Source organism: Sporolactobacillus inulinus (assembly GCF_006539285.1).
Taxonomy (GTDB): domain Bacteria; phylum Bacillota; class Bacilli; order Bacillales; family Sporolactobacillaceae; genus Sporolactobacillus; species Sporolactobacillus inulinus.
Map to the genome: position 1 here is coordinate 1 of NZ_BJMS01000043.1, position 21,787 is coordinate 21,787.

Here is a 21,787-nt window from a genome sequence, read left to right on the forward strand (position 1 = left end):
CTTACAATCAAAATCATCAGAACACATACTATAATAATATTAATCAATGAAATAATCCTTGTAGTTTTTAAACTTTTAGATAGATTCTTTACCTGTTGACTAAGAACAGTAATTTCTTTTTTGGCTGCCAACAATTTTGAATCAACTCGTTCAGTCAAACTTCCTGAATGCTTTTCTATTTCAAGATGGAGATTATTAAGTCTCCCCTCAACTCTCGTCATATTTTTGGCAATTTTAATATTTGTTGAATCAATTTTTTTATCCACATCAGAGAGAACTTTTGCCACAACTTCACTAATAGTTTTCTTAGTATCATCTACCGCCTTAGCTAGAGAGGTCACTTTTTCTCCATTAATTGTTACTTTGTCAGTAAGTTCAAGAATTTTTGCTTTGTTATCTTCAATAACTGCTTCAGCACTACTTATACTGTCAGCGTGCTTTGAAATTATTTGGTTCACATCATCGAACTGTTTATCTTGCAGCTCATTTTGATTATCTATTTTCCCATCGAGTCTTGAATATAATAAGTGCAACGATTTCATTTCGGTATTAATGTTTGATATTGTTTCTTCCTGAATTTTAACCTTTGATGATACGCTAGTTTCTATCGCTTCAACACTACTTTGAATTATATAAAAATCAGCAAAAATTTTATCAATATCTGCCAAATGTTCTATCTTTTCAATCTTTTGTTTGAATTTTTTCAGAACTTCTATTACTTGTTTCTGTTGATTAATAATATGATTAATCTCGTTCTGATTCGTTTGAACACCCGCAACTCCCTTAAGTGCTTTTGCATTAGCTTCTCTAGCAGCCTTAAGTGAAACTAAAATTCCTTGAATGTATTCTTTATCTAGTGCAGAAAAGGTATCGTAAATTGTATTGAACTCTTGAATATTCCTTACAAGAATCCGATTTTGCTCAATCATTTTATCTTGAATGCCCTTAGTAAGCTTATTCAAGTCAGTTCCAGTCACTTTATAATCAAACAAATCGAACATTCCACCAGTAGTGGGGACACTAGGTAGCTTTGCTTCATCAGGTAAATTTCCACCAAATATCTTCAATTCATTTTTCTTTCGATTGAATTCATCAGCTCTGGTAGTTATTATTTCACTATGTATACTATTGACATTTTGCTCTTCCTTGTTTTCAATTTTATTCAGCATCTTTCATCACCTTAAATTAAGTCTTCTAAATCTTTCTGCATTTGTGCTAAATCACGTTGATTTTCACTGATTGTATCAGCATTCTGTTTACTTTCTGTTTTACTATCATCGAATATTTCTGCAAGCGACTGCTGTATGAGTTCTTTTGCTAATGTGTGGTTTTCAGCAATTTCTCTCATAGCATTGTCTTTTGTTGCAACCACATGGTTTTCAGCTATAAATCGTTGTGCTTGTTGAAGATTCATAGTCTCGTTTTTCTTATCAATTATTTTTCGGTCACTTTCTTCTTTTAACTTTTTGGCGATGAATTTATCAATAATATTTAGAATAATTGAACCAATTAATCCCGAAACTAAACTTGAGAGAAATAATCCAATCATATTTGCTAACGTACCAATCATGGGAATCTGAATTTGCATCCCTGGAACAGATAATAAAAATTTTTCGAACACTTCTCCTAAGAAAATTGCACTACCACCGACTAAGCCAGCTGTAATAATTTTGCCAACTTGTGCAACTTTGACCGCCAATGGTTTATTCTTATTACTCTGCAAAAAATTTACAGCATCAATAACCGATGAAACACCTTGCTTGATTAAGCTTGAAAGTTTCTTGAATGCGCTGACAATTGGTCCAAATATTTCAGACAAAATAGTACCAATCAACGTTGATACACCGTTTTGGACAACGCTTAGAATTTTTGAAAAGAATGATTTTACCGATTCTCTCATTTCAGTTAAGAATCCATTAAACGACTTAGCCTTCGTTTTAATAAAACGAACTAAACCGTTTATGATTTCTTTGAGCAACGTAAATAATGCTGAAATAGCCATTGTCTTTAAAGTATCTTTTCCGACCTTTTTCCCAACTTCTTTCGCCGCATTAATATGAATATCTCTATTAATTGCTTTTCTTGCTTCCTTATCGGCTTTCATCATCAAATCATCATCCGCGGCGAGTTTGTCATTTAATAGTTTGTTATTTTTTTCTATTTGCCAACGTTTTTCAGTCTCAGATTTATTAGATTCCATAACCTTCTTACTTGCTCTTTCATTTTGTGTAATAAGTGTTTTTTCTCTAGTTTCACGCGTTTCAACATATTTTTTAATACTTTTGGCACCTTTACTCTTGTTTAACGATTCATTGGTAGGTTTTAAATTCTCTTGCTTATTTGCAAGATCGGCCACACTTAAATTGGCCTGCTTTCTTCGTTGGTTATCATATAATTCTTTTTTTGATACAACATGATCTAAATTAGCTTTCTCCCCAGATTTTAAGTCTCTTCCTGTGTATGCGTCCTTCAATTTTCCAGCTTGTTGTTGTTCCTTCATGGTCTTATTTGCTTCTATATATCGTTTATCTTGCATAACCTTTTTATCAATATTATCCTTATACGGCTCAGGATGTTCTCTATCGTATTTTTGGATTAATGACTCATTAGTCATGTCGAGACCAATTTGATTTCCGAACTGTTTCCAAATTTCATCAAGGACTGTTTTACCTAATGAGTCCGGATCAGAGATTTTTTCTCTATCTGCCTCCAATAGATTCAAATCAGAAAAACTTTCTTCGAGACGTTTCGATAAAGAACCTTCAATTTCTTCAAAATCAAAGTCAGCTTCTATTTTATCAAGTTCGATGTTTTGATTTGCGGTGTTCGAAATCATGGATTATCCCTCTCATTCATTCAGACATTAGATTATGCAATAAAGAATCTATCAACTTGAGACATCTAACACGCCAACTTCCCCCTCTGACTGCAAATATGCATTGAATTGTTCCATATGATTATTTAGCTCCCTCTAAGCAACAAGATTTATAGCAATAGAATTCCAAATCAGGATATATGAACTAGTACAATAAGTTTATCGGGTTCTGAATAATAGGCTTAAAGTATTTTTATATAGATTTTTTTATTATTTGTAGAAAATAGCCAAAGCAATAATCCATTCAATAAAATTTCAATTTGCTCTTTCCTATCTGCTCTGCATATCCTTTGTGTGAATAAGTATCGGATCTATGTATGATGCAACTGCACTTTCTGTCACGTCTTTCTTTAGCCATCCCCCATACTTTCAATAGGAGGATTCCGTCATTCCCTTGAAATGATCAATTAGTAATTTGTAAGATTCTCGCTCTCCATCTTTTCGCTCCGCCACGGCGCATGACAGAATCGGATAGGTAATTTGATGATCTTCGTCGAGGCCGTCAAAGAGGATGTTGAATGCGACGCCTTTTTGATTGCTGCTTTTGGTGTAAACGCGCTGCATGAAGTAAGGCAGCCAGAATTCCGGAGACTCATAACTAGATGAGCGGTCCCAGGTGACTCCATGGTCGCCCACTGCTGTCCAGCCTTTTCTATTGAATTCACCTTCGATGACTGAGATGAGTTTTCCCACTTCTGTGTAGATTTTGACCATCTCGTCGTAGACGTGTTTCATTTCTTCTCCAATGCTCATTGCGTACCCCTCCAGAAGTAGTGTTTCGGCTGAATCAATTTGGCTGGTGAATGGAAGCCTTGAAATGATGTAAGTCCTTTGCGCTGCAGTAAATCGCGTAGATCTTCAAGCAGGAAGCGTTGTCCGTCATCGAGAATTTGAGTTTCAAGTGTCTCTTTAGCGACATCGAAAGCAGCTTGCCAGTTAATCCAGTAAAGTGAATGCGTATTAGGATCATGCTTGAGCAACTTATTAAGTGAGTCGTCGGTTATTTTTCTCGGCAGCGCATCATGCGCGGTAACAAACAGGAGAAAACGATGGTCGGATTCGTGCAGCATTTGCTTCTGCTGCTTGTTGAGATCCATCTCGTTTTTCATCAGATCGACGTATTGCTCGGCCAATTGATCGCCATCATATGCCTTGAACTCCTGCTTTGATTGCGTACGATTGGCGTCACTCCGTCCACTGTAAAATTTTGCTTCAATAATAGTGGCGATTGGCGCCTTGGTCTTGCGCGTGATTAGGATCAGCACATCCGGCTCGCGTTTGTAGCGCGTGGTTTTCGGCCAGAAGACATAGTCCGCCGTCAGACAATCCGTAAAAACATTGCTGATGGGTTGTCCGGACCGGGTATTGATTGCTTTTCTGAGAAATGGAATGAGTGCTCGATTGACAGGTAGGTAACGAAAAGTGGAGAAAACGTCCGAAGTCAGCAGGTCTTCCTTGGCTTCTAATGTGGGCAGTTTTCCATGAAGCTCGGCAATGGTCATTAGATCACTACTTTCGTAGGAGATGGTTTATCCTAACATTCTCCATATAGCGACTTTTTTCCTTCTTTTTTACAAAAAATAGGATTTTATCCTGCAAAGTACCTGTATTTAAAGAACATAGATGGTGACCCGTATGAAGATATATCTTTACGTTGTTGTGCTTGAGCCTTGTTGACATTCCTACCTCAGGCATCACACGGCATGGGTTTAATTTTGAATGGAGTATTTGTTTGCTTCTGGATCATTAAAAATGGGGGATCATAAACGGAAAGCTGTATAGCTGGCTTTACTGCTGATGCTGATTTTAGTTCTTATTGTTTTTCAGGGGCTGATCGCGCAACCGAAACAATGGATTTTACTTGCTGTTTCGTCCTACTAAGCTTAAAAATATATCTTCAAAAATTCATGGCGTTTATTATAAGTACTTTCAATGTTTTGATGTGTTAAAAAATATATAGCCACTACCGTTTTCAACAAACAGAATACGGAGTGGCTGTGTAAATTCCTATAGACACACAAAATCGACAGCAATGGTCTTGTTTATTGATTTTTTATTATAGCTTTTCCCATCTTGACTTCCTTTTGGATCCTGTATTGCTTATCGTGTTATCTTTACGCGACATCTCATATATAAGATTATTGATTTTACTAAGTTTTTGTTTTTCACTTAATGCGTCAGAAACTTTATCCATTAATAAATCATTGATATCCTGTCTTGATGCCGAGCCGTATTCTTCAATGAATGACAGGATCAATCTCTTGTAGTGTTGGTTATCAAAAGCACGATTCTTTATATATGATGACTTATCATCGGTTAATTTTGCGATTCGTGATGATACATATACGTTTGGATATCTTCCTTCAACTAGGTGTTTCTTTCGTAGCTCATTTACTATATCCTTATCAACCATCTGTTTTTTTTGTATCCGATCAAGTGCCATAACCATAGATAGATCAAGATCAGATCGATTAATCAAGACATTTGTATAATTGGCATCCAATATTTTCCCAAAAATGGTTACTTTCACTTTTTCATGTTCATTCAAATCATACTCGGGCAACGGAAGAAATCTACTCTTCTGTTGTAAAAACATTTTCTTAATGCCACTGCCTATCGTATCGATCATATTTAAATTTACCATTGCACTGGCTAGCCATGGATTCCTATAGAATTCCTGTGGAGCATCTTGCTTAATTACATTCTCCACAGTTTTAGGTATAAATCTGCCCAAATTTGTAAAAAGTAATTCATCAGGGTATTCAACAACATTAATTCGTCCGCATAATTCATAATCCTGATGAGCGATACAGTTATGCAAGGCCTCTCGAATAACATAGGAGTCATACTTGTCTATTTCAAGTGGAAATAAACTTTGCCCTGGCATTTGTCTAATCTTCAAATTACGTATTTTACCAAATAACCGACTGGTATTTAATAAAAACGGAGGACCAAAATGCTCATAATCCTGTCCAATGTTCTGATCATTTCTTAAGATCCAACTCATTTTTGCTATAGATGGTAATAGAAATGCCTCTGACTCAGGCTTTCCAAGCAAAATTATTGCCGCATTGGTTATGTTGCCTTTTATCGTTACTTTAGCTTTATTGAGAAAGACAATATCATCCCATTGATCAACTTCACTTTGAAGATCTGGATGCTTCTTTTTATATTCGTCTCTTGCTTTTTCAATTGCCTTTTTATCTAAATCATTAATCGTTGCTTCAGGGCAAATCTCTGCTGACCAGTCATGATTTCTCGCTTCACCCCTAATTAAATCAATTTCATTTAATTTTAAGGGACCTAAAGATTCTCCATCTCTACCAAAAAAGTGACCATTCCAAGAAGTTGGAATTCCTTTAAGAGCTGCAGGAATTTCAAACATGATCACTCTCTTGCCCTCTACTTCCAATTCATGAATTTCGTTAAAAGTCAGCCCATTGGTCCGATTTGCAATTTCTAACTTTAATTGATCAAGCTGCGCACGATTTTCTCAATAATGTGTTCCTATGATCTCTCTCGTTTTATCCACTACACCAAATACCAACCACCCTTTAGATTGTGCTTTTAGATTGGCTTCGTTACTGAGTGCAGAAAAGTACTGACCAATTTTATCGAATGTGTAATCTTTCTTTGCCTCTTTAAATTCAAACCATTCATTTTCGGAAGGTAAAGAAATCAGATGTTGCAATATTCTTTTTAAATCCAAATCATTCCGCTCCCAACTGATTCTTTTTGAATGATTACTTCTCACAAGAACAAAATTCATCTATTCATCAGCTTTTTATTACTTTTTATTTCTAATGCAATATGAATTAAGTAATAAAAAAAGGCTTTAAATCAACATTTCCAGTATTTTTTTCTTTTTATTATAACTTATTTTATTACTAACTCAACTTTCGCAGAGTAAAACCCTAAACAATCCTTGATGTAATGGAGTTAGGATAGTTTTATAGACAGCCTTGGCCGGTGTACTATTGTACACTGATGAATTCATTTTTTTGTTCTTTTTTTGTTGCTGAATCTGATTGTTGGTCATTATCCAAAATGGAACAGCCTCCTAAGAGTATGGATAGATAACCGTGCCGCTTTAACAAGAACGAGTATTTCCATATATTTAAGTGCTTCAGAAAGTTTAGCAATTGTCATTTGAACGATCTGATCGCTATTCTTGATCGCTTATTCGATAGTTTTTCAGTAGTTTTTTTGCCAATTCTGTTCCTTCTTCCGAAAGGTAAACGGATTTCGCTTTGTGACTGCCGCTGAGCAGTTCCTCTTTTGCGAGTTCATTCAGTGTGTCGAAGTCATAGCCCTTCCAGCTTCTTCGATAGCTGTAACCATAGTCGCGCTCTTCCCATGAAGTCAAATACAGCAACATCAGTGTTAAGTCCTTTACTAGGTGTTTTTCAGGATCATTGCTCATGTCCGACGCTCCCTTTTGATTTTGTTCGATCCGTATCGCTTATTCATGTTGCTGATTACTCTATTCATTCTATACCTTCAATGGTGCAATCTGCTTCATCGGTCGCAAAATACGTTTGCTGGCTTAAGTTCAACGCGCATGTATCGATTAGTTAATGGTCAGTAGCGGGCACGTTCGACCAGAAAAAAGCGAATGTTTACCTAGGATCAATCATGTAAATGAATGATCTACTCTTTTTTGACAAAGCTGGTTGATCTCGATACGATGCGATTACGATCCATAAGCATTGATTAATTTTGAAGAAAGCCTGTGATCATGCATGATTTATCAATTAAAAATTGTTTTAAAGGAGTACGACCAGCTGCTGTGGATACGGCTGCAATTGGATGAAACCGTAACCTTTGCAACGTTATATGATGCGATTTGCTATGCGTTTGATTTGTCTGCTCAAGGGGCACATCACTTTGTGCTTTCTCCTGCTGATGCGCCCGACCGCTCGCTGCTGCAATGCGAGCATCAGTGTCGCTTTTCCGATTGCTTTTCCAATTCGCGCGGACTCATGGGACGGCTTTTCTATCAAGATACACTGCAAACTATGAAGTTTAATCTTTTCGTTGAACAGATTATTCCTCCGCAAAAAGGGATTAAATACCCAATGTGTACCACGGTTTCTAAGCATCTCGGTTCCTACATTGCGTATCATAAGCCATGGGTTTATGATCCCTATGAAAAAGATCTTGTTCAAGTCGATGAGCCGATACGCTCGCGGTCCGAACTCACCGCGAGTATAAACGCACACTTACACGAGGACGGATTAAATCCGTTTCTTGACCTTTAAAGCCGCAGCGTTGACTCGTCCTCTCTCGCCACCCTGTCTAAATTTGCCGGTTTCTTTTATAATAGAATTGGAAACCGTTTTTTTTATTGGCAAAAATTTAGCCAATTGATCGATTTATTTACCGGAGGTCTGGCGATGAACATACAATTAAAAATTTCGATAAAGGGCAGTAAGCCGCCGGTTTGGATGCGGCTTCAAGCAGACAGTATGGTTACAGTCGGCGAGCTGCATGCGTACATCAATGACGCCATCAGTTATCTCTATGAAGACGCAATCATTGAGCTGCCGAAACGCCTCGGCTATTCCGTTGATTCTGAAAAAGTTTCGGTTGCATTTGTCGATTTTGATCAGGAAGAGGATCCGCTGCATGGACCTAATTCCGGTATTTTCGACGAGGATACATCATTCGTTTCCGATTACCTAATTGAACCCGGAGATAAGGGGCGCTGTTTTCTTCTCGATCGACCGGAGCATATCGAGATTTTACTCGAACCTTTAAAAAGTCCGGTGGATGATCGCTTGCCTTGCTGCGTTAAGTGCGGTAAAGGGATGATCACTTTTTTAAATGATCAGCTCATCACGGATGATTCCGATAGGGAACCGATTCTGGATCAGCATGATGCGGTGAACGAAGTCAATGAATTATTAAGCAGTTACAGGAGGCGTCAAGAACAGAAACCGCTGCCTTTTTCGATTAAATCCGAATGGCAGAGCGCTTGGCGCATGCTTCTTGATGCTGTAGAAATGTATGCCGCACATGAACCGTGGCACTGGTTAAATTCAGATCAGATTTTTGCGTTTGAGCTGCCCGACGATTTGCGGCGTTACTATTGTTCCGTGCTTGGCGCAAATGCCGATGAGTTCGGACTTGCGGTCTATGTCGGCGATCAGGGCTTGGCAATGCTCGAGCAAATGTTCAGCGGCACGATGCGCGCCCCCGAAACAGTGCCCGCACAACTCTTCAGCCTGTCGCTGTGCCGATATGGGACGTTTCCAGATGAGGATCGGTTGCTGCTCGATGAATTCGGCGCCGATCTTGAGGCACGCAATTGTTGGCCAATGCTGCGTGTTAAGTCGCCCGGTTACCAAGCATGGATTCCTCAAGGCGGGGAAATCACGCAGTTCACGGAACTCATTCGTAAAGTGACGGCGATCGCTGTGGACAATCAAAAGGAGGCGGATGACGTTCCTTTTTATCAAGAGGGCGCACTTCTGCTTAGAAAATATGGACGAGACGCATCCGGAACGGAATCATGGGAAGAAGAACAGATTGAACCAAACGCGGAAATGGACGGCGCTTTGTTAAAACAAGATGCACCGCTCTACCCCAACCAGGTTGATCTTCAGCGCTTGAAGAAAAAGGCGCGGCAGAACAAATCCTGGGTCGAAATGGACGGGAACTTCACGCCCTTTTCGATTGCATCAACAAATGATGATCCAAGACCAACGCTTCCTTGGCTACAGCTTGCGGTTGATCACTTTACAGGGCAAGTCTTGCTCCACGATTTAGCGTCGCCGGATCAATGCTTAACCGCTGAGGACTTTACGCGCACTGCTCAGCAATTTCTCGTCACGCTGATTCAAGAGACAGGACAGCGCCCGAGCGGGATCCTCATCTCGAATCAAGATCTTTACTACGCGCTCGGTTCGCTGTGCCGGAAACTAGGCATTACCTGCAGCAAATCCGCTGAACTACCGAAACTCAGCGAAACGAGAGAAGCTATGTTTGCGGCAATGAACCGTTAGTCGTAAAGGTGTGTAGTGCTTGTTTTGATGGTCCCGCGTACAATTTCAGCCGATTACTTACTAAGAAAAGGGTGTCGTTAAACTCCGTTTTTAACTTTAAGACACCCTTTTTGAGTACGCAGATATTGTGTTTACGAAGAGGCTCGTGGTGCGCCCGCGGCAAGCGAGCAATCGGAGCGTACACAGAGAGAGTTAAGGACCAAGCACACTTGGTTTTTCTTATAATGATGGACCAACACATTTCCATTTTACAGGTGATTGTCATGACGAAGCAGTCCAAAATCATCGGCGGCTTTTTCTCACTTGAACTGCCGAATAAATCGGAATACCACCAGCAGGCAGTGCATCTCAACAGCGCGCGTTATGCGCTCGAGTATGTGCTGCGCGTGCGCCATTATAAAAAAATATATTTGCCTGCCTATCTTTGCGACAGCGTCCTGCAGCCGATCAAACGGCTGGGCGTGACGCCTATTTTCTACCCCATTGACGCGCGGTTTGCACCGGTGCTTGATCTGGATTTGGAGCCGGACACATGCCTCTATTATGTAAACTATTTTGGTGTGAACGGCAGAAACGTACGTGATGTCTGCCTTAAAAGCGACCGGGTCATCATCGACAATACGCAGGCGTTTTTTGAGCGGCCACTTGCGCATGCGGACACGCTGTACTCCGCCCGCAAGTTCTTTGGTGTGCCGGACGGCGGTTATTTATATACCGATGCAAAAGAGCGGATTGAGCTAGAACGTGATCCATCTTATTACCGATTCGATGCGCTCTTGAAGCAGATGGATTTGGGCAGTGTTTCTGCGGAACCGCTGTTCCAGCAAAATGAGCATTATCTGGACACATGCGGGCTGCATGCGATGGCACGCGCAACGCAGCGCATCCTGTCGAGCATCGATTATGCGCGCGTACGTACAGTCAGAAATGCAAATTTTCGTTTCCTGCATGAACACATTGGAAAATACAATCAGTTACAGGCTGATTTTCGTGACGTCAACGGACCGCTGTGCTATCCGTTTTTGATTGACCGCGGCAGTCAATTGAAGCAGGTTTTGATCGAACAGGGCATTTATACGGATGACTTCTGGGAAGAAACTGCATCGCGCATTCCCGCCGATCGTTTCGAACATCACTTAGCTGAAAATTTGGCTGCGTTGCCCATTGATCAACGCTACGGGCAGGCAGAGATGCAGGTGATCGCGCAGGTCGTTCAGAAGTTTATTCGCCGGTAAAAGCTTCAGCAGCACGCGCAATCATATAAACTCTTTTCCATCATTCACCACACCCGCAGCATCTCAGCAACTTTTTGCGGATCGGCACGACCGTTTTTCAGAAACACTTGCGGAAACCCGGCACCGTAGCCGCGAATATTTTCTTCTCCAAAAATAGCGGCAACCCGGCTGCACGTGCTGGCTAAACTGGCGTTGGGGTGCGCGCTGCAGAACGCGTGTAGCGCCTGGCCGTACATCCACCCCTCTTTTGCATGTGGATCAAAATTAATGATCGAACACTTAACCTGTTCCCCATTCATTTTCCGCCGCGCCGACAGCATGATTCGGTCAATAAAATCATCGTCCGGAAGTGAATAGCCGGCAAAAACAATATGGCGCGCATGTTCGATGGCAACACGCATATCGTTTTGAATTTCCTGAATGAATGACGGCTGCTCAGGTTTTAGTTGCGACTGCATCGCGATTGCCGTATGATGCGTCTCGGTGATCGTGCCGCAATACGTGCATTGAACCGCATCAAAAATCCCCGCCTCAAGCGCCTTTTTCTCCTCGCGTGAACGCGGTTTTTGCTGAGACAGCGACGGCAAAATTTGTGGCGGAAACAGGCAGGGCGAATCGATCCGCCATTCGTCGCCTAAATAAAAGGTCAGTTTGCCGCATTTCGGGCATCTGCGAAAGCCGTGACAGCCATGTGGAAAATAAAATTTTCCGATTCGAACCCGCCGTCCGGTCGGATAGCGCAGGTCATTGAGCTGCTGCACGGCCGTCTCGTTCATCGGAAACCAAGCAGCGGGCGTTGCGCCGTCAACTTGACGCACCGCAATAAAATGAGCAAGATCGTTAAACAATTTCATCGGTTCGTCGTATTTGCCGATTTTCTCGGCAGCTGCCATATTTTGTTCCTTATGACTGTTAAAAATCAGCCAAAGCAAAAGCGGGTCCCAATTCATTGAAACCACGGCATAACTAAACAAGTAAAAAGCGCGATCATCGAGCGAAATCCCCTTTGCTGCGCGGCTCAGCCCTTCTTCGTGCATACGCTTAGCAAGGAGCAACGTAAATTGATGGTATTGCTGATACATCAGGCGCAAGTTCTGATCATGCAGCAGCTTTTGATAACCGACGGCGTGAATCAGCTGCGTCAGCATCAACAACGTGCGTCTGGCAGCGATCAGCCGGTCCAGCGTGATAAACCGTTCCCCGACTTCAATGCCTTGACGCGCATAAATATGCAGATCCAGCAAATTAAAAAGGTCGTCAAGACTAAAGCGATGCTCTGAATTTCTCGGACAGCGCTCAATCACCAGTTTGACGGCGTTCCAGTCATAGAACATTTGCAGGTGATGCGCACGTGCCTTTGGAATGCCGAGCACTTCGATTGCCGTTTGTTCTCCGTCCGGATCCTCAAAGTTGATCAGCTTTAGTAGAGCATCTAATTCACGCCGCACCTGCTCCTCGGCTTCCGGCAGTGTCTGATCAATTGCCGCGCGCAAATTCTTGTTATGCTCCGCAAGCGTTTGAAAGATTTGACCAAGCTCGCTCGTTGTCTTGATGTTGAGCGGCTGTGTTGTTCCTGCACCCCAGAAAATTATCGTACTCGGCCAGTACGGGGTATAGTTCTTAACGTCCGACATTCATCTGTTCTTCCTTCGCGCTTCGTCCCGTATTCTGCGGTTAGTTTACCCGCTTGCCGTCCAATTAACCGCAAGATTCGCGTGATCGCCGCGGTTTGAATTTTATCTGCCAATCTTTTCGGCCACAATAAATGAAACATGGCGTTGCAGGAAACAGTATGCAATAAGCGCGTTAAACTTAAGGACACAGCTGTGAAAGGAAAGGAGCGACACGCGATGCAAACCGCAAAAATGACGCATTCACTGCTCAACTTGATCTTAAAAATACCGGGAATAAAAGTGAATCGTAACGATTTCTTTCAGCGTACGTTTGCAAACGAAGATATCGAACGCTTGCTTGCCGAAGGACCGCTGCGCTACTTCGGCCGAGCTGAGCTTGATCGGCAAGCCGCGCTGCTGATTAAAAATGCAACCTGGCGAAGCTCGGCGATCTCGTTTGCCACCGGTATTCCTGGAGGACTGGCGATTGCGGCAACCCTTCCCGCAGATACGACGCAATTTTACGCGGTTGCGCTCCGCCTTGCTCAGGAGCTTGGCTATCTTTACGGTCGCGAAGAGCTATGGAATGCATCGACAGAAAAAGGCCGTGAAACACTGCTGCTCTACTTGGGCTCTATGCTCGGCGTCAGCGGAACCGGAGCGATGCTGCGCGTTTTATCATCAAAACTCTCTACGCGCGTCCTTGAACGTATCCCGCAAAAGACGCTTGAGCAAACCCTCTATTATCCGCTGATTAAGAAAGTCGCCGCCTTTTTCGGTAAGAAGATCAGCAAGAGTGCCTTTGCACGCGGTGTATCCAAAGCCGTACCCGTATTAGGCGGCGCCATTTCCGGCGGGCTCACCTATGCGACCATGAGAACGATGGCGCGCAGGCTTCAAAAAGAGCTTGCCCTCGGACTGATCGATGCTCCAGCGACATTAAAACGCGATCTCAAGGAATTGAAGCGGCTCCATCCTCCGACCTGACGAGGATTCGTTTCATGCCTAAAGGTCTGTTGATGCAAAACGCGGGTGCTCGTCTAAAATCAGGCACATCAGAAAAAGGCTCGCCTCCCCAAGCAGGGTGCGAGCCTTTTCAATCATCTACCATTCAGCTAATGCGCCGATTCTGCTCCCGCATCTGACCAATCTCTGCTTCCAACTCCATCCGCCGTTGCTTCAGCGCATACAGTTCATTGGTGATCTTCTCGGTGAGTTCGACATTGCGTTTGCGCAATTGCTGATACAAGACCAGAATTCTGCGGTTCACATAGCTTAATTTTATACGCAGATCGGTTATTCTTTGCTGCTTGCGTGCTTCCGATTCTTCAAGGTAAGCAAGCAAATGCTTCTTAATCTCTTGCTGCCATTCCACATCCTTAATTTTCTTGGCGTAAAGCAGCAGATCCAAATAGTCATCGACTTTGTCACAATTTAGATGATTCATCATGGCTGTCATCCTCCTTTTCTCTCTCACTCATTGGAACAGTCAATGCGAGCAGCGATGTTGAAGAAAACAGGACAGAAAATTCGTTTCCTCATCTCAAAAAAATGTGTTTTGTCCATATTATTACGTCAGGAGGAAATTTGTTACAATTTATAATAATTCGAAAAATAAAAGAACAATTCAATTCTATGAGCAAAGCACGGCCAACATTCATTTGATTTGTTTCATTTTAACGCGAAGGCGGTTTTCTGTCAAAAACAATGAAACTTCTTAGCCAAGTGTTTGCCCGTTTAGAGCGACCCTTGCCTCACTATAGAGCCGCATAATTCCGACCGCATCGAGGAGCAGTTTCAATCCCGATTCCAAGCAAAATGTTGCGGTTTTCCGCCATTTGGATCCACCTCTTCCGTCCAAAACTTAATCGGACGCGGCTTATGTATTGCAGAACCTTGGCCATACACAACACCAAGTGAACATGCAGAGTGTAAATCACGTTCGTTCTCGATCCCCTTTAGGATCAGTTTGACATCAAACCGTTTGCAATAGCGGATAAGGAAACGTACATAAGCTTGTTTTTGAACGGACCGGGCTAAACCCTTCGAAAGATCAATATCGAGCTTCACATAATCGACAGCCAGATCAATCGTGCGGGAGATATTATCGCTGCCTTTTCCCATATCGTCCAATGCGATCGTAAAGCCCATTTTTTTCAATTGTTGTATGGCCGCTCTTAATTCAGAAATAGTGTCGATGGTTTCATGCGCAACAATTTCCAAAATAAGTTGTTTGGCGGGAATCGCGTAGTGATGGATGATCTGAAGAAGTATTGGAACGAATCGTGGATTCATCATGGTTGACGGATAAAGAGCGATAAATAGTTTTTCAGGCGGCAATAGCCTGCTTTGGCGAAAAGTCCGTACTGCCTTATCCAAAGCGCATACATCAAGTTCAAACAATTTATTTTTCTTCTTTGCCTGCTGAAATGCATGCTCCGGATAATGAAAAAAATGCGGACGAAACAAGGCTTCTAATCCGGCAATGTCTCCATTGCTTAATTTGATAATCGGTTGATAATGATGGGAAAAGTTCTTACCTTGAAGGAGTTGAAAAAGTCTCATCGTTCCATCGCCTCTTTTGATTCAAAACGGCGCCGAAATTGACAGCGGGGTACCAACACCATGAATTTTTTCGTTCGGCAGCCCGGCTACCCTAGCTCATTGCCTTAGGCCCGTGGCTTTGCGACCTTATCTTTCAATAAGTGTGCCATTTCGATTATACTATTGTGTTTTGTTTATTTTATCACTTTAGGACTATTGTTCCAAGACGGAATAACCAATGTTCCCATTATTGTAAAAAATTCTCTATCAATTACCTCGGAAAATGAAACACCCGATCCTTAATCTTCAACCATTTGTGATGGGCTCGTGTCTTTTCGGTGCTGAATCGTCGCTTCGGTTGCTCGCTGGCACGCTGTTCCCGCAGGCGTCTCGCGCTTTCGTGTCTTCTACGTTGTGCACAGGATGGGACACCCTTAGCAAATGTTCCTTTATAATTTAGCAGAAGCTCATCTTTCATGCCTCTTATTGTCGTACCGGCAATTTGCATGTAAATACGCAGCAAAAAACACGGGCGCACCCGTGTTTGGATTACTGCTTCTTCTTTTTCATTGCCTTCATCGCATTCAGAACATCTTCGGAGAGTCCTCCGTGTACGGCGTTGCTGTTCTCGTTCAGAATGGCTTCATAGATTTCACTGCGATTAACGTCAATCGATCGCGGCGCGGTAATGCCAAGCTTGACCTGGTCACCTGAAACAGAAACAATATTCACTTCGATGTCATCGCCGATTCGGATCGATTCGCCTTGCTTCCGGGTTAGAATAAGCATCGCTCACACCTTCTCTTCTTTAAGCGCTGCTGCAAGTGGTGTCTTTAGTGCATATTGAGAGCGCTCAGGAATGTACTGTTTCCCCAACTTTTTTCGTACATTCACAATAACCGGCGCTTTCAGGTTAACGGTTGATTTTGAGAATGGTTTCGCTGCACTGACAATCGCCCAAACCGCAACATCCTCTTGCGATTGAACGTCAAGCTGCTTAATGAAATGATCGGGTAGATCCACGCTGTAATCCTTAAAAAAGAGAAAAGGCGACGTCACAACGAAGGCAACTTTCGCGTCATCTACCGACTGCAGAATTGAAAATGCTTCACTGAACGACTGCAGGATGAAGCGTTTGTCTTGAGCGAATCCAGGAATGCCGGATGCAAATGAGATTATGTCGGTATCATTAACTTCTGACTCGCCAAAATACTTGGTTTGTATGATCATCGCAGATGGTTCATCCTTTCTCATCAACAAAAATTCCCACGGCTTGAATCTCAAGCGACGGGTACTGAGCCATCGAAGTCACGGCTTGTCCCGGCTGAAAGGAGGCTTCCGGGGCGTGCGGAACTGCCGATAGGATCGGTGCATGCGTCTGCCAGTCTACCTGAAGGCGTGCTGGTGAAACTTCACAATGAACAGCTTCGGACGCTGGGGTATTTCCGGTTTGATAATGGGTACCGATCACCGCGTTATGTGCATGATCTGCCGCTTGTTTGGCAATCAAATTTTTGCCCTTGCTGCGTTCAATGTGCAGCAATTCGTCTCCCTCTTGTGCCCGGCGCATAATTCCGTCACGTACGGCTTGGCGTCCGGCATCAGCCGCCTCCGCGATTCGAACTCGAGCCGATTTCAGGTCAAGATTATGCCAGCCATTGGATTGATCAATCGTGACTTGGGCTGGCGTCCGTTCGAGCGACATTTTCGCTTTAGGCTGCTGAATCGACTGTTCGGCCGGCGACTGATGAAGGGCGAGGTTTGCCCTTTCGGAATGAATCGCGATCTTGCCAAACTGCTGATGCATTTCAAGATGTGGGAGAATCTTCGTCATGTTCATCCCTCTTTTTCATTCAAACGATCAGCGCAGAAAATCAACGAGCGATGTTTGAATAATTTTCGCACCAACAGACAGCGAAGCATTATAAACATTCTGTTGGGTATTTAAATTAATGATGGTTTCTGCGTAATCTGCATCTTCATTGTTGGACATAATTTTCGTTGCAACCGTCTTTTGCTCGTTCAGGCGATTTTGAATCAAATCAATCCGATTCGTTTTCGCACCTAAATCTGCTTGAGCCGTACCCACTTCACCCAAATGCGTGTCGATTTCCGTGAGGTGCGCGCTGATTGTATTACCCGATGCTCCATTGTTCAGATCGGTCTTTAACTGATTTAGATTTGCAAAAAGATCGCTCGTAAAAACTTGGTTCGGATTCACATTGATCGCCATTTGAATGCCGTCATTGACCGCAACAGAGAAGTCCGGGTGATCTATAGCGGTTTGATCGATCTTAATACTTCCATCACTATTTGCAGTTAAAAGCGGCTTTGCCGAATCACTGCCGCTGAAGATATACTGGCCACCAACTTGCGTGTTGCCGAGCGTGACAAGCTGGTTGGTCAATTGATCGACTTCGGTACCGATCGCCTTGCGCTGATCGGCGGTGTACGTATCCGTACTGGCTTCATTAGTCAGCTCACGGATTCGGTTTAGAACATCGTTGACTTGCCCCAGTGCGTCATCGGAACTGTCCAGCCATTTATAAGCGTTGGTGACATTCTTCTGATACTGATTGACATGGCTGACATCGGTACGGTAGGAAATACCCATCGTGGCGACGACCGGATCTTGAGATGGTCGTGTAATCTTTTTGCCGGACGACAGCTGGTCATTGTATTCTGAAACCTTACTGTAGCCGTTCGAGATATTTCGCAGCACATGATTGGTCATCATGCCTTGTGTCACACGCATGGTTCATCAGCCTCCCATCCTATTGATTAATGTATCGAGTAAGGTATCCAAAGTCGTGACTACCTTTGCAGCCGCACCATAGGAATGTTGGAACTGAATCATGTTGGTCAGTTCTTCATCCAGCGACACGCCGCTGATCGATGAACGGCGATTTTGCGCCGCGTCCAGCATCGTCTGCGTATTGCTCGTGAATTGGTTTGCCGATTGCGCATTGACGCCGATTTGTCCGACTAGGCTCTGTAAATAATTCTTCAATGTGACGGTTTGGCCGCCTGAATCAATGGTATATGTATTGGTTGCAATCACATCGGCCAGCGCTTGTGCGCCGCTGTTGTCGCCGCTCGGCTGATTTTTATTAGCCGCCGTAATGTCGGTGCCGGAGAGGTTTTCATTCACGTGAATTGTTTTCGCTGTGAACGCTTCCGCTTCCGTTCCATCGTTTGTGCCGAGGAAGAAGGTACCTTTTTCTGAGTCATAACCGGCCGTCTGTTCATAAACAGCATTGAATGCACCAGCCAGTTTGCTTGCCATGTTGTCCAGGCTCTGCAATACACTTGGATAATCTTTAGTGTACGCGTCCGTCAGCCCTTGCAGTTTTCCAAAGAAGCCGTCAACTCCTTCGCCGTCAAGCGTGACCGCCACTTTAGGCTGCGACGAATCAGCATTTTCAATTGAAGCGTTAAGCGTCGCGTGGGTCAGCGTTCCGCCATTGACCAAAGTTCCGAGTGACTTGCCGCTTGCATCGGTTAGTTCAATTGTAGATCTTCCTTCGGCAAGCGGAGACGGATTGCCGTCACTTTTAACTTTTGATACTTTTATGTTAACTAATTGGGCGAGTTTGTCGGTCAGCAAATCGCGCTCATCATAGAGATCGTTGGCGAGAAAACCGTTGGCCTCCTGCTTGTTAATCTGCTGATTGAGTGAATTGATTTGTTCACTGTAATTATTGACCAGACCGACATTTTCGGTAATCTGCTGATTCAGATTATCTTGCACCTTGCCTAGGGAAACCGCCAAATAGTTCAATGTATCTGCAACGGCCGCTCCCTTTTGCAACACGACTGTACCTGTGCCGCTTGTTCCCGAGTTGCTGGCCAAATCCTGCAGTGATTGCCAGAATCCATCCAGACTCGTGGATAGGCCTGAGTCCGTCGGCTCATTCATAATGTCTTCCATCTGGCTGTAGGCATCGCCCAATGCGCTCCAGTAGCCGTTTTGGTTGCTGTTATCGCGCACTTGAAGATCAACAAACTGATCTCGGATACGGACAACCGCTTCATCATTTACCCCTGTACCAATCTGCCCCGCACCTCTAGCGGCATTAATCCCGGTACCCGGATAAGGAAGCCAAGTGGTCAGGTTAACCCTTTGACGCGAGAAACCGTCTGTATTCGCATTTGAAATATTATGTCCTGTTGTTTGAATTGCTGATTGTGTCACTTGCAATGCGCGCTGCATCATGTTTAAGCTCGAGAAAATCGGAATCACCGACGCACACCTCCGCTTTGATTATGTTCGAGAATCAATCCGTCCACTGAACACAGACGCCGGTGCTTGTCCGACTCTTGGATTGTGATAATTGTTCAATGTATGTGTTTGCGGCTTCAATAAGCCGAGATTTAGATTCACCCACAAAAGGGAATCACGCAAGAGCGTTTGATTCAAGGTATTGGCTTGTTTGAGCGCATAGACCCGGCTTGCCAGTTCCAAGTACAGCTTCTCCCATTCGTCGCGCTTCTCCTCGGGAAGGATGGCTGCCGCCCACTCGGAAAAAGATGCCTGTTCCGATTCAGGTCCAAGATCCTCGCCCATAACCTTTTCCCGCTGCGCTTCAAGACGACTTAGCGTTTCGACAAGTGGGGTTTCCTTTTCGGTGATGTTGCCGACTGCTTCGGCGTTTCCAGCTTTAATGGCGTCTCTTTTTTGCTCGGCCATTTTGTAAAGTGCATCGTGACATTGAATCATCGCTTCAAGAACTTGCTTCATTTGATTCACAGACATGTCGGTTCACTCCTTATTGCCGCATCTTATTTAGTGTTCCAGAATCCGTACATTTTCTCAGCAATACTTTTTGACGAGACTTGATACGCGCCGTTTTCGATTTGCTGTTTTAAGCGCTCTACTTTTTCTTGTCTGGCGCGCTCCAGTTTATCTGCACCCTGTAATCGTTTTGCGGTTGTCGATATTTCAACTTTATCACTGGTATTACGCGTGGTACTTGGCGTTTCGCCGCGTTTTGCCGCCTGATAATTATTCGTGTACTTTTGTATCGGCTGGTAGCGATTGATTTTCAACGGATTCACCTCATCCGAGCATCATTTTTACTTGTATTGTTTCCCCATTCTATATCGGTTAAGACGTAAACTTCTTTAGTTGTGCCGCGACTCCCCGCGTGTATGGTAGGTCTTGGCTCGATTCGCCTTAAGTGCCGCATTACGTTCGTCTTCATCCTGATCAATGTCATGTTCCAGTTTTTTGAGGCAGTCCTCGCAAAGTACACCGCTTTGAATCATTTTCCCGCACGAGCGGCATGGGTAGCCAAGATTTTGAAAGATCGATGGTTTTAATCTGCCCTCGCGAATCCATTGATAAATCAAATTCACGGATACATCCGTTGCTTCGTGAACTTGAGAAACCGTTGCCATTCGGTGCTCCTGCTGGCGAATATAGCGATAAACCTGTTCAAACTGCGCTTCCTGTTTTTTGAGACATGCCGGACAATAAGGAGAAGAAACGCGGACGAACAGTTTTCCGCATTCTTTACAATTTTCCAGTTCAGCCACTGTAATTCCTCCTAATTGATCTTTACCCCTTCATTTTATTATCGGCACAAATGCGTCATCCTTTAGCCATTTGGCCGGCGCTCCCGCAAACAAACAATTCCGCATAGTACGGCCGCTTATGATGGATAATAAACGCGTACCCGCAAGCGCCTCAACCTTTCTGTTCTAAAGCATTTTTTTATGCAAAGGAGATGGCTTGATGCAGGCGTTTCGAATTCATGGACTGCGCTTGTTCTTTATTCTTAGTGTCGCATGCGCCGTCCTGTTTGTCACGCTTCATTTACCGGCGCACGAGACAAAGAAAACAGAATGCGCGGTGACAAATGCCGCGTATAAAACGCCTCTACACGAAAACCACGTTGCCCGGGAAAAATCCGTTCTTATTCATGCACCGCATATTCGCCAAAATCCGGAGCTGCCGCGTGGTTGTGAAGTGACTTCACTCGCGATGCTGCTGCAGCAGGCGGGGGTATCTGTAGATAAAATGGAACTTGCACGGAACATTCATCACGTACCGTACCGGCAAAACCAGCGATTTGGCAACCCTCACGAAGGCTTCGTCGGAAGTATGGAGCATCTTCATGAACATGGGTACGGCGTTTACCACGAGCCCTTAGCTCGACTCGGGCGCGATTATCTTCCCGAGGCAGTCGTTGATTTAAGCGGAAAATCCTTCGACGACGCAGTACTTGCACAACTTCAGAAAGGAAAACCGGTTGTTGTGATTACCAATGCACATTTCCGTCCATTGTCCGAGCACGCGTTTCAGTATTGGCGCACCGACGCGGGTACAGTTAAAATTACCTATCAGGAACATGCGGTGTTGGTGACCGGTTATGACCAAAACCATATCGTCTTCAACGATCCGCTTGGAAAAAAGAATACCGCTGCCGATCGCAAGGCGTTCATTAAATCTTGGGAACAAATGGGCAGACAAGCGATCAGCATCCAACATTTAGCATAATCCTCCATTGA

The 21,787-nt window shown here is 43.7% G+C and carries 23 protein-coding genes and 1 riboswitch; of the genes, 5 read left to right on the plus strand and 18 right to left on the minus strand.

All coding sequences use genetic code 11. The annotated features are described in order from the left end of the window. The 7 genes from SIN01_RS07630 to SIN01_RS07655 all read right to left on the minus strand — a co-directional run. Positions 1-1,169: hypothetical protein (locus tag SIN01_RS07630; RefSeq protein ID WP_141306032.1), on the minus strand; the 1,169-nt coding region annotated here is incomplete at its 3' end. Between the two features lie 11 nt (positions 1,170-1,180). Continuing rightward, entirely contained in the window at positions 1,181-2,836 is a 1,656-nt protein-coding gene (locus tag SIN01_RS07635) for an AI-2E family transporter (RefSeq protein ID WP_010023759.1), read from the minus strand. 408 nt (positions 2,837-3,244) lie between these two features. Further along, positions 3,245-3,628 (minus strand): hypothetical protein, encoded by a 384-nt coding sequence (locus SIN01_RS07640; protein WP_010023758.1) that lies wholly within the window; start codon positions 3,626-3,628, stop codon positions 3,245-3,247. Beyond that, the gene (locus SIN01_RS07645) at positions 3,625-4,377 is read right to left on the minus strand and encodes a hypothetical protein (RefSeq protein ID WP_010023757.1); all 753 of its coding nucleotides are present in this window, start codon (positions 4,375-4,377) and stop codon (positions 3,625-3,627) included. The genes SIN01_RS07640 and SIN01_RS07645 overlap by 4 nt, the downstream gene beginning before the upstream one ends. A gap of 554 nt (positions 4,378-4,931) precedes the next feature. Beyond that, entirely contained in the window at positions 4,932-6,260 is a 1,329-nt protein-coding gene (locus SIN01_RS07650; protein WP_237760123.1) for a DUF8451 domain-containing protein, read from the minus strand. A 108-nt stretch (positions 6,261-6,368) separates the two neighbouring features. Continuing rightward, positions 6,369-6,584 (minus strand): AlbA family DNA-binding domain-containing protein, encoded by a 216-nt coding sequence (locus tag SIN01_RS15395; protein WP_237760122.1) that lies wholly within the window; start codon positions 6,582-6,584, stop codon positions 6,369-6,371. A 456-nt stretch (positions 6,585-7,040) separates the two neighbouring features. After that, positions 7,041-7,298, minus strand: a complete 258-nt coding sequence (locus SIN01_RS07655) for a DUF6429 family protein (protein WP_010027186.1) — start codon at positions 7,296-7,298, stop codon at positions 7,041-7,043. 319 nt (positions 7,299-7,617) lie between these two features. Between SIN01_RS07655 and SIN01_RS07660 the strand changes: the two genes are divergently transcribed. The 3 genes from SIN01_RS07660 to SIN01_RS07670 all read left to right on the plus strand — a co-directional run bounded on the left by SIN01_RS07660 (position 7,618) and on the right by SIN01_RS07670 (position 11,117). After that, positions 7,618-8,136 (plus strand): IS1096 element passenger TnpR family protein, encoded by a 519-nt coding sequence (locus SIN01_RS07660; RefSeq protein ID WP_010027188.1) that lies wholly within the window; start codon positions 7,618-7,620, stop codon positions 8,134-8,136. A 135-nt stretch (positions 8,137-8,271) separates the two neighbouring features. After that, positions 8,272-9,882, plus strand: coding sequence for a DUF7309 domain-containing protein (locus tag SIN01_RS07665; RefSeq protein ID WP_010027189.1), 1,611 nt, complete (start codon positions 8,272-8,274; stop codon positions 9,880-9,882). A gap of 224 nt (positions 9,883-10,106) precedes the next feature. Further along, positions 10,107-11,117, plus strand: coding sequence for a hypothetical protein (locus SIN01_RS07670; RefSeq protein WP_237760121.1), 1,011 nt, complete (start codon positions 10,107-10,109; stop codon positions 11,115-11,117). 44 nt (positions 11,118-11,161) lie between these two features. Here the strand turns inward: SIN01_RS07670 and SIN01_RS07675 are convergent, their stop codons facing one another. Further along, positions 11,162-12,751 carry a hypothetical protein gene (locus tag SIN01_RS07675; protein ID WP_047034816.1) on the minus strand — a complete coding sequence of 530 codons (1,590 nt, stop codon included), beginning with the start codon at positions 12,749-12,751 and terminating at the stop codon, positions 11,162-11,164. A gap of 216 nt (positions 12,752-12,967) precedes the next feature. On the opposite strand from SIN01_RS07675, the gene SIN01_RS07680 reads away from it, so the two are divergent. Beyond that, positions 12,968-13,717: an EcsC family protein gene (locus SIN01_RS07680; RefSeq protein ID WP_010023520.1), complete on the plus strand. Its 750-nt coding sequence runs from the start codon at positions 12,968-12,970 to the stop codon at positions 13,715-13,717. Positions 13,718-13,841: 124 nt separating this feature from the next. Here the strand turns inward: SIN01_RS07680 and SIN01_RS07685 are convergent, their stop codons facing one another. The 10 genes from SIN01_RS07685 to SIN01_RS07730 form a co-directional block, all read right to left on the minus strand. Then, the gene (locus tag SIN01_RS07685; RefSeq protein ID WP_010023518.1) at positions 13,842-14,180 is read right to left on the minus strand and encodes a hypothetical protein; all 339 of its coding nucleotides are present in this window, start codon (positions 14,178-14,180) and stop codon (positions 13,842-13,844) included. 347 nt (positions 14,181-14,527) lie between these two features. Further along, a complete protein-coding gene (locus SIN01_RS07690) occupies positions 14,528-15,295 on the minus strand; it encodes an EAL domain-containing protein (RefSeq protein ID WP_010023516.1) in 768 nt (255 codons plus the stop codon). 73 nt (positions 15,296-15,368) lie between these two features. Beyond that, positions 15,369-15,452: riboswitch (cyclic di-GMP riboswitch) on the minus strand. 371 nt (positions 15,453-15,823) lie between these two features. After that, complete coding sequence (gene csrA / locus SIN01_RS07695) at positions 15,824-16,063, minus strand: carbon storage regulator CsrA (RefSeq protein ID WP_010025282.1); 240 nt, start codon at positions 16,061-16,063, stop codon at positions 15,824-15,826. A 3-nt stretch (positions 16,064-16,066) separates the two neighbouring features. Next, a complete protein-coding gene (gene fliW / locus SIN01_RS07700) occupies positions 16,067-16,528 on the minus strand; it encodes a flagellar assembly protein FliW (RefSeq protein WP_010025280.1) in 462 nt (153 codons plus the stop codon). Beyond that, complete coding sequence (locus SIN01_RS07705; RefSeq protein WP_010025278.1) at positions 16,515-17,108, minus strand: DUF6470 family protein; 594 nt, start codon at positions 17,106-17,108, stop codon at positions 16,515-16,517. The genes fliW and SIN01_RS07705 overlap by 14 nt, the downstream gene beginning before the upstream one ends. A 27-nt stretch (positions 17,109-17,135) precedes the next feature. Then, positions 17,136-18,029: a flagellar hook-associated protein FlgL gene (flgL, locus tag SIN01_RS07710; RefSeq protein ID WP_010025277.1), complete on the minus strand. Its 894-nt coding sequence runs from the start codon at positions 18,027-18,029 to the stop codon at positions 17,136-17,138. A gap of 6 nt (positions 18,030-18,035) precedes the next feature. After that, the gene (gene flgK, locus SIN01_RS07715) at positions 18,036-19,517 is read right to left on the minus strand and encodes a flagellar hook-associated protein FlgK (protein WP_010025276.1); all 1,482 of its coding nucleotides are present in this window, start codon (positions 19,515-19,517) and stop codon (positions 18,036-18,038) included. Between the two features lie 21 nt (positions 19,518-19,538). Continuing rightward, positions 19,539-20,030: a flagellar protein FlgN gene (locus SIN01_RS07720; RefSeq protein WP_010025275.1), complete on the minus strand. Its 492-nt coding sequence runs from the start codon at positions 20,028-20,030 to the stop codon at positions 19,539-19,541. A 26-nt stretch (positions 20,031-20,056) separates the two neighbouring features. Then, entirely contained in the window at positions 20,057-20,323 is a 267-nt protein-coding gene (gene flgM, locus SIN01_RS07725; protein ID WP_010025274.1) for a flagellar biosynthesis anti-sigma factor FlgM, read from the minus strand. Positions 20,324-20,398: 75 nt separating this feature from the next. Beyond that, positions 20,399-20,812: a TIGR03826 family flagellar region protein gene (locus SIN01_RS07730; protein ID WP_010025273.1), complete on the minus strand. Its 414-nt coding sequence runs from the start codon at positions 20,810-20,812 to the stop codon at positions 20,399-20,401. Positions 20,813-21,011: 199 nt separating this feature from the next. Here SIN01_RS07730 and SIN01_RS07735 point away from each other — a divergent pair, with 199 nt between their 5' ends. After that, on the plus strand, positions 21,012-21,776 hold the full coding sequence (locus SIN01_RS07735) for a C39 family peptidase (RefSeq protein ID WP_010025272.1): 765 nt from the start codon (positions 21,012-21,014) through the stop codon (positions 21,774-21,776). Positions 21,777-21,787 lie beyond the last annotated feature (11 nt).